This is a genomic window from Anaerolineae bacterium (assembly GCA_013178015.1).
In the GTDB taxonomy this organism is placed as follows: Bacteria; Chloroflexota; Anaerolineae; order DRVO01; family DRVO01; genus Ch71.
On record JABLXR010000090.1, the window covers coordinates 1 to 8,212 of the forward strand.

Annotated in this window: 8 protein-coding genes; 2 read left to right on the forward strand and 6 right to left on the reverse strand. The window is 66.1% G+C overall.

Features of this window, described 5'->3' with window-relative positions:
- The 6 genes from HPY83_19400 to fusA form a co-directional block, all read right to left on the reverse strand.
- Positions 1-504 (reverse strand): hypothetical protein (locus tag HPY83_19400; GenBank protein NPV10114.1); only part of this gene is annotated, 504 nt, incomplete at its 3' end.
- 35 nt (positions 505-539) lie between these two features.
- Positions 540-1,148 (reverse strand): hypothetical protein, encoded by a 609-nt coding sequence (locus HPY83_19405; GenBank protein ID NPV10115.1) that lies wholly within the window; start codon positions 1,146-1,148, stop codon positions 540-542.
- A 26-nt stretch (positions 1,149-1,174) separates the two neighbouring features.
- Entirely contained in the window at positions 1,175-1,474 is a 300-nt protein-coding gene (locus tag HPY83_19410; GenBank protein NPV10116.1) for a DUF211 domain-containing protein, read from the reverse strand.
- A gap of 665 nt (positions 1,475-2,139) precedes the next feature.
- Positions 2,140-3,426: a hypothetical protein gene (locus HPY83_19415; protein ID NPV10117.1), complete on the reverse strand. Its 1,287-nt coding sequence runs from the start codon at positions 3,424-3,426 to the stop codon at positions 2,140-2,142.
- Positions 3,427-3,461: 35 nt separating this feature from the next.
- The gene (locus HPY83_19420) at positions 3,462-4,625 is read right to left on the reverse strand and encodes a response regulator (GenBank protein ID NPV10118.1); all 1,164 of its coding nucleotides are present in this window, start codon (positions 4,623-4,625) and stop codon (positions 3,462-3,464) included.
- A gap of 275 nt (positions 4,626-4,900) precedes the next feature.
- Entirely contained in the window at positions 4,901-6,979 is a 2,079-nt protein-coding gene (gene fusA / locus HPY83_19425; GenBank protein ID NPV10119.1) for an elongation factor G, read from the reverse strand.
- A gap of 380 nt (positions 6,980-7,359) precedes the next feature.
- Here fusA and HPY83_19430 point away from each other — a divergent pair, with 380 nt between their 5' ends.
- Positions 7,360-7,497, forward strand: coding sequence for a rubredoxin (locus tag HPY83_19430; GenBank protein ID NPV10120.1), 138 nt, complete (start codon positions 7,360-7,362; stop codon positions 7,495-7,497).
- Between the two features lie 133 nt (positions 7,498-7,630).
- Positions 7,631-8,212, forward strand: a 582-nt coding sequence (locus tag HPY83_19435; GenBank protein NPV10121.1) for an NAD(P)-dependent oxidoreductase, incomplete at its 3' end; no start/stop codon positions are given.

Below are 8,212 nucleotides of genomic sequence, written 5' to 3' on the forward strand. Positions count from 1 at the left end.
GCCTTCGGTCGCCAGGATGAGCAGCGTGCCCTCGCCCATGATCATCTGAGGCTGGGGGTTCATGGCCACCGCCACCAGTTCCTCTGTGCCGTCTCCCGTCAGGTCGGCGGCGACCACATTGCCGTCGGCCGACAGGGCGGCGAGGGATGTCTCCTTAGGCGGCGCCATTCCCCAGGCTTCCAGCGCCTGGGCGAGCGCGGCCGGATCGCCGCGGCTGGCGGTGGCGTAATCCGCTGCGGCTTGACCGAGGGCCTCGAAGTCAGGGGCCGGTCCCGGCTCCGGTGGGGCTGCGGTGGGAGCGGGGGCGGGGGTATCGGTAGCCGCAGCGACAGGGGTAGCAGTCGGTGCGGCAGCCGGTCCTGGTTCCGCCGGAGGCGCCGCCGAAGGGGCTACCTCCGCCGTGGGGCCGGGCAAGACTCCACAGGCCAGCACCAGCGCGGTACTTAGGGCGGCGCAGAATAGGATCGTACGGGCTCTGCCCAATCGTCCCGAAGCGAGCTGCATGGGGTTCTCCTTCTGGTGACGGCTACCGAGTCAGTCTATCCCGCCGCGGGGTGCAGAGCCAGTCCCACCAGTATGCTGACCAGCCCCGCGGACACCGTCTTCAACCCCGAGAGAGCGAGGTTGCTGCGCGAGATGCGGCCCAGGAACATGCCCAGGCCGAAGAGAGTGCCGAGCCCCACGCCGAGGGCAGCGAAGTAGGAGGCACGAATGCCGCCCAGGGCCGGCGCCAGCAGCAAGGGCATCAGCACTAGGGCGGATGCCGCGACTGGTGCCAGAGCGTCCGCCAGGGTGACGATGACAACAGCCACCCGGCCCGCCCGTGCCAGCCGGGTGTCGCCCAGGTCACAGAGGGTGGCTTGCTCCAGCTCGTTGAGAGAGCGCTTCCTCTCCGCTGACTCCGTGAGGGCAGCGCCCCAGAGACCGGAGACGCCCATGGCCAGTGAAGTGGCGAACCCGGTGGTCAGGACGATGCGAGCGTCAGCGATACCGGCGGTGTAGCTGCCCACCAGTACGCCGATGATAGTGAGGACCCCGTCAAACGCGTTCATGGCGAAGTAGCGACGGGCTATCTCGCCTACGTCGGCAAGAGCGCTTAGCTCACGGACCTGCTCGACCCGAAGGGACAAACGTCTGAGTGGACTCATACTCCCCTATGTTGCGCCCGTTGCAGCTAACCCTGGTAAGGATCTTGGGGCGTGGACGCGTCGTCAATGATAGAACGGCCGGCGACCACTTCGTCTATCGAGTGGATGGTGGCCCCGTCGTCGCGGATCCGCTGTACGACCTGCTGAAAGTCTATCGAGGCGCCTTCGATGGTGATCTTGGCGTTCTCGACCTGGAGGTCCATCTCGTAGATGGAGATGTTCACCGCTTCGACGCCGGGCAGGTCGCTCAGTTGCACGGCCATTTCCACGATGTTGGGCACGTGCGGCTTGAGCGTGTCGAGCACTAACCGCCTTATGGCTCCCATTCGCGTCTCTTCCGTTCATTGGTAGGTGCGAGCTCAGGATCGGCAGGACGAGCGGATTCAGGCAACGCTCGTACGGGGCAGGCCCGCATGTTGGCGATGCCCAATCCCCTTTGAAAAGTGAGTGCCGCCAGGCGCGGTAAGCGCACGGAGGCAGGGCGGGGGTAGGTGCGCGCACACGTCGGAGCAGGGTGTACCCGGAATGCTATCAGGCCTTGCTCTCGCAGTCTGGGCGCAGCCAAGGACCTGAGCGGCCGTGCTGGTGGGAATCCGTGCCCCCGATCCCGAGCTGCTACGTTAGCGGGGCCGAGGCGAGGAGACAGGCTGTGCTGGGGCGAAGCGCGCGCCACCCGGCGCCAGGTCGCGCGGGCGCGTAGGCCAACCGCTTCGAGGGCGCGGCCACTCGAATGCCGTGTCTCTTGTGAGGGACCACTCAGGAGCAGGTCGTACGAGGCCCTGGAGTTCGCACCCGATTGGTTGGAGGAAAGCGCCCCTATCAGTCTACGCTTCGCCCGCCAACTAGAGGGCGGTTCGTCCATCTCCACTCCTGGGGTACCGTACCGGCACCCACACGCGACCCCGCTCTGAGCCCGGGTCGCTGGGCCATGCTGACACCTATCAGCATACCCGCAAACCGAGGAGCCTGCAACCGAACGGGGGAGCGTTGCTCAAGCGATGCGGGTGGCGGGGCCGGTGGCTGCTGATGGTAGAGGAACGGACAGGTGAATGGCGCTATACTGGCCAGGGCGCGAGTCGAGGCCGACCGTGCCACCCAGGGCGCTCACGTCCTCGGCCACTACCGTCAGGCCCACCCCGTTGCCCGAAAGACCGTCAGGCTCGGTCCTGGTGGACAGGCCGGGGATGAGGGCCAGGAGGGCTGCTTCGGTGTCGGAAATGCAGGCAGCCCTTTCAGGGCTAAGTGCCCCGGAGGATATGGCGGTCGAGCGGAGAGCGTTGACGTCGAAGCCCGAGCCGTCGTCCTTCACCGTCAGGTGTAGCCAGCCGTCCCGCACCGTGGCAGCGATGGTTATGCAGCCCTCTTCTGGCTTGCCTGCTGCCACTCGCGCCTCTGGCGACTCGATCCCATGAGCTACGGCGTTGCGCAGGAGGTGCAAGAGCCCGGGGCGGAGGACCTGAAGCAGGGGCTTGTCGACCTCGACGTTGTCGACTTCCAGCCGCACCCGGGCCAGCTTGCCCTGGCTGGCTGCCATCTCCCGAACCGCTCCGACGGTGGGCAGCAGGAACGCCCTCAGGCTGGCGAAACGGTGGCGGTGCAGGGCGTGGGTCAGCTTCTCTCCGGAGATCAGCAAAGCCGAGACCAAAGCATCAAGCCGCTCGTCACCAGGAGGCAGCAGGTCCCGTAAGCGATGCAGGAGACGGTTCAGGTTGTTGCCGATCTGCGCCACTTCTGCGAGCTCGGCTGGCGCCAGCTGGGCAGTGGGCTCGAGCCTTCTACTGGGAAGACGATCGGGCTCCTGCCGCCGGCGTCGGGTCGAGGGACCAGCCAGCACCGGCGCGAGGGCGGCAGGGGCGGCCTCCACCTGAGCGCGCATCTGGTGGGCGATCTCCCTTGCGGACTGGGAGAGGTCCTCTGTCGCTCCCTGATGCAGGGCCTGCAGAACGGAGAGGCCACGGCGCGTCAGCACCTGAGCCTCCCGGTCTAGTGAAATGCGCTCCTGCCAAATTGCCCTCAAATAGCGCTCTAGCTCTTCGGCGAACTCAGCCTGGGGTCGGCGCCCGGCGAACGCCATCAGGCTCTTGTAGGAGTGGACGGAACGCAGAAGTTGCCCTACAGGCTCTGCTTCGGCGGTCTCGTATACGGCGTCGCCCTGCTCCTTGGCCTCGCGGAGCACCAGAGCCGCCTCGGCCAGCAGGTCCTCGACATGGGCCCCACTAGCCCCTGCAGGGGGCTGGTCGTTGCTTTCGACGGTCGGGATCCTTCGCGGTTCGGGCATCCCTAGCGGGTCTCCTGATTGGCGACGAGACTGCTCTAGACGGCTCGTGCGACGTTCTGGGACGGATGGACTGGCCGCGCCCGACGGAGCAGACTGTCGGCGAAGGCGGCTATGGCCCTGGCTGCCGGGGTGCGGGGCGCCGAGACCACCACAGGCACGCCCCGGTTGATGGCGTCAACGAAGGCCCGGCCTTCGTATGGAATGGTGAGCTCGATCCTGCGGCCCACCGCGGCGGCGATGTCCTCGTTGGCCAGAGGTCTGGCCGCGAACACCTGGCTCACCACCAACGCCAGGCCGTCGGCTGGAAATCCGAGAGACTCCAGCGTCTCAAAGGCTGACGCTGCCGCCTTGACGCCGGCCATCTCCGGTGTGGTCAGCACCAGGACAGCATCGCAGAGCTCGAAGGCGGCCAGGTTCGGGTCGGCGAACCCGGGAGAGAGGTCCAGAATCACGAACGCGAAGGAGCGCCGCAAGTGTTCTAGAACGGCCCGTGTCCCTTCGGCAGTGACCAGCGGAGCCGAAGCGGGCGACAGGGGAGCGGCCAGGACGCGTACGCCCAGCCGGGTGTCGGTTAGGTGGGCGAGTAGGACGTCGGGCTCGAACGAGGAGCCGTACCGGGTGACCAGTTGGTCTATGGTGTGCACGGGACGCGCGTCCAGCATGAGAGCCAGGTGTCCGGATTCCAGCGCTAGGTCGCAGGCTGCTACGGTGTGTTCGCCGGACGCGGCTGCAAGCGCGGCAGCGAGGTTGGCGGCCAACGAGGACTTGCCTGAGCCGCCCCGCAAACCGAAGACTGCTAGCACGGTGCCCTGGCGTTCCTCGCCCTGGAAGCCCGATGTAGGCCGGGCGCGGGCCAGCAGGGCGCGGATGCGAGCTAGCAGCTCGGGTGCCTCAAAGGGCTTCACCACGTAGTCGTCCGCCCCGGCCTCGAAGCCTTTGATCTTGTCCTCGACGGTGTTCCGGGCGGTGAGGATGACTATCGGAATCCCGGCGGTTCGGGGGTCGGCGCGGAGACGGCGGGTGAGCTCGAACCCGTCCAGGCCGGGCATCATAACATCGATGACGAACAGATCAGGGAGCGTGTGGGAGGTGAGGTCGAGCGCCTGCTGGCCGGAGGAGGCCACGGTGGGTCGGTATCCGGCGGTCTCGAGATGGGTGGCCACGAGCTTGGCCACGCTGGCGGTATCCTCGACCACCATGATGCGTTCGCCGGGCAATTGCTCCCTCCGACGGGTCTCAGCTGTGTGTTGGAGTGGCCCTCAGGGTGAGGGCTAGCCCACTGCCCGCCCCGCCAGCAAGGGGAAGGGCGGAGTCAACTCCCCTCATTATCGTGTGATTCGGGCTCGCACTTCAGGCCCGCGCCCGTGATTATTGCGTAAAGATGCGGGCGCTGTCGGCACGGGGCTCATACGAGAGCACCGGGAGAGCCGCCTCTCCCGGTGCGCCACTGAGCGAACGGTAGGGCCGGCTGAGGCTAACCGGCTTCAGCTTCCTTCTCTCGCTTGGCCTCGGCGATCACCTGCTCTGCCACGTGTGAGGGAACGGGATCGTAGTGCGAGAACTCCATGGTGAACACGCCCCTGCCCTGAGTCATAGCTCGCAGGTCGGTGGCGTAGCGCCGCATCTCCGCCAAAGGCACCAGCGCCGTCACCACGCTCAGGCCGCGCTCCTGTTCCATGCCTAACACCCTACCACGCTTGCTGTTGAGGTCCCCCAGCACGTCGCCCATGAACTGCTCGGGCACGGTGATGACCGCACGCACTATGGGCTCCAGCAGAATGGGACCGGCATTCTCGGCGGCCTTGCGGAACCCCAGGCTGGCGGCGAGCTTGAAGGCCATGTCCGATGAGTCCACCGGGTGGTAGGACCCATCGTAAAGGGCAACTTTGACGTCCACCACCGGGTATCCGGCCAGGATACCCTCCTGCATGGCCTCAACGACGCCTTTCTCTACCGCAGGGATGAAGTTCCGTGGCACCGCCCCGCCGAAGATCTCGTCGGCGAACTGGAAGCCACTTCCCCGCTCCATTGGCTCGAGGCGCAGCCAGACATCTCCGAACTGACCCCGTCCGCCGGTCTGCCTCTTGAAGCGTCCTTGGGCCTGGGCCGTCTTGGTGATAGTCTCGCGATAGGGCACTCGCGGCGTGCTGGTGATGACCTCTACCCCGAACTTCTGGCGCAGCCGCCGAATGGCCACGTCCAGGTGGGCCTCGCCCATCCCCGAGAGGATCAGCTCCCCGGTGCTGGGCTCGCGCTCTAGCCGTAGCGTGGGGTCCTCCTCGACCAAGCGGCTCATGGAGCTACTCATCTTGTCGAAGTCCGCCTGGGACTTGGCGTTCACGGCCACCGAGTAGACGGGATTGGGTCGCTCCAGCGAGGGCAGCGCCAATGGTGTGCCGCGGTCGCACAGAGTGTCGCCGGTGTGAATCTCGGCCAGCTTCGACACCGAGCCGATATCGCCCGCGATCAGCTGCTCAGTCGGGCTCTGCTCGCGCCCGGTGACGAAGAAGAGCTGGCCCACTCGCTCTTCCTGTCCCGTCCTGGAGTTGATGGGCCGGCTATCAGACACCAGCGTGCCAGAGTAGACCCGGAGGTAGGTGAGCTTGCCCACGTAAGGGTCAGCGGTAGTCTTGAACACGAAGGCTGCCAGAGGGCCGGCAGGGTCGGACTCTAGCTCGACGGTGTCGCCCGTAGCGGGATTGGTAGCCTTGTAGGGCCCGGACTCCACCGGAGAGGGTAGCAGGTCTCGGATGGCATCGAGCAGGGGGCGGACCGCCAGGTTGGCGGTGGCCGCTGCGGCCACCACGGGGATGGCGGAGCCGCTGCGGACTGCTTGCCGAAGCCCTCGCACGATCTCCTTCGTGGTGAGTTCCTCGCCCTCCAGGTACTTCATGAGCAACTCGTCATCGCCCTCGGCGGCAGCCTCCACCACCTGCAGTCGGGCCTCTTCCACGGCGTCTCTCATGTCGGAGGGAATGTCCTCGACCTTGCCCTCCGGGCCGATGATGGCCTTCATCTCCAGCAGGTCAACTACGCCACTGAAAGAGGACTCCTGCCCGATGGGGAGGTGAACGGGGATGAACCGGGCGTCGAAGGCATTAGACAGAGAGTCGAGGGAGGACTGGAACGAGGCATTCTCGCGGTCCATCTTGTTGATCACGACTAGACGGGGAACTGACCGCTCGTCGGCGTATCGCCAGAGCAGCTCAGTGCCCACTTCCACTCCGGCAGCGGCATCGAGCACCAGAAGGGCCGCTTCAGCGACGCGCAGCCCGCTCAACACCTCCCCGATGAACTCCAGGTAGCCCGGCGTATCCAGAACGTTGATCTTGACGTCCTTCCACGGGCAAGGCACAACGGCCACGCTAACTGAGATATGGCGCCTGACTTCTTCCTCATCGAAGTCGGCTATGGCAGTGCCCTCCTCGACCCGGCCAAGCCGGTTGGTGACACCCGCATTGAACGCCATGGCTTCGACCAGGGATGTCTTGCCGGCGCTGCCGTGACCTAGCAGGACTACATTACGGAGTTGTTCGCTTCCGTAGGCGGCCATTATGCCTCCTCGCTATGCGGCTATCGGTGGGAACTCAGAAACGCGCCCTCACAAAACGGCGCGCCGAACTAACCGGTTCGGCGCCCGCCCATCGCAGTATCGCCCAGATGTGCCTTCATTGTAGGGCAATGCGGCATGAGTGTCAATCGCGGCGGAGTTGTGGCGGGCGGCGGGAGCATGCCGTGAACTCGCGGAAGGGGTGCCCGCCGAGGGCCTGCGGCCCGGCAGTGGATGCCCTCGGCAGCCGTCCGGTGGGATTGCCCCAGTCGCGCCAGGCACCTGGAGCCGCCGTTGACTCGACCTGCCTGCTATGCTAGATTCCGGGCTCGCCTGCGGGCATTGCCCGCCGGTGACGGACACCGTTTTCAGGAGTGGCAGCTATGCAGAAGTGGGTCTGTACCGTGTGCGGTTACGTCTACGATCCGGCCGAGAACGACAATGTCGCCTTCGAGGACCTTCCGGACGACTGGGTGTGTCCCGAGTGCGGCGTCGAGAAGGACATGTTCGAGCCGCTCTAGCGGGCCCTGAATACTGGGCAACGGGGGGAGAGCGTGAGCTCGGGGGCCCACGTTCCTGACGGGGCCAGGCAGTGCTCTGGGACGCACCTCGATAGCCCACCCGCTGCTCACAATACACCTGGATGGAGGGGCGATGCGGGTTGTGATCACCGGCCACAAGGGCCAGTTGGGCCGGGAGTTGCTGCGCGTGTTCGGCGGGCACGACATTCTGGGGGTGGATGTGCCCGAGCACGATATCACATCCTACCCCGGCGTCGTGGACGCCATCGCCGCTTTCCACCCTGACCTGGTGGTTCATGGCGCCGCCTACACCGACGTGGACGGCTGCGCCCGCGATCCCCAGCTGGCCCTGCGGGTGAATGGCCTGGGCACCCAGAACATAGCCCTGGCGTGCCTGCGGTCGGACTGCCCTCTCATCTACATAAGCACCAATGAGGTGTTCGACGGCCGGGCCGGCCGTCCCTACCTGGAGACGGACGTGCCCAATCCCATCAACGCCTACGGGCAGTCCAAGCTGATGGGGGAGGTGTACGTCCGATCGCTCCTCTCGCGGTACTACATCGTGCGCCTGGCCTGGCTTTTCAGCCCAGGGGGGAACAACTTCCCCGCCAAGATGCTCAGCCTGGCCCGCGAGCGGGACGAGCTCGCGGTGGTGACAGACGAGGTTAGCAGCCCCACGTACGCCCCTGACCTGGCCGATGCGGTGGCGGCGCTC

What these genes read in the sequence shown, in the direction of transcription:
- HPY83_19430 (NPV10120.1), top strand. Translation starts at nt 7,360, where the DNA reads ATGCAGAAGTGGGTCTGTACCGTGTGCGGTTACGTCTACGATCCGGCC.
- HPY83_19420 (NPV10118.1), bottom strand. Translation starts at nt 4,625, where the DNA reads ATGGTGGTCGAGGATACCGCCAGCGTGGCCAAGCTCGTGGCCACCCAT.
- HPY83_19410 (NPV10116.1), bottom strand. Translation starts at nt 1,474, where the DNA reads ATGGGAGCCATAAGGCGGTTAGTGCTCGACACGCTCAAGCCGCACGTG.
- HPY83_19415 (NPV10117.1), bottom strand. Translation starts at nt 3,426, where the DNA reads ATGCCCGAACCGCGAAGGATCCCGACCGTCGAAAGCAACGACCAGCCC.
- fusA (NPV10119.1), bottom strand. Translation starts at nt 6,979, where the DNA reads ATGGCCGCCTACGGAAGCGAACAACTCCGTAATGTAGTCCTGCTAGGT.
- HPY83_19405 (NPV10115.1), bottom strand. Translation starts at nt 1,148, where the DNA reads ATGAGTCCACTCAGACGTTTGTCCCTTCGGGTCGAGCAGGTCCGTGAG.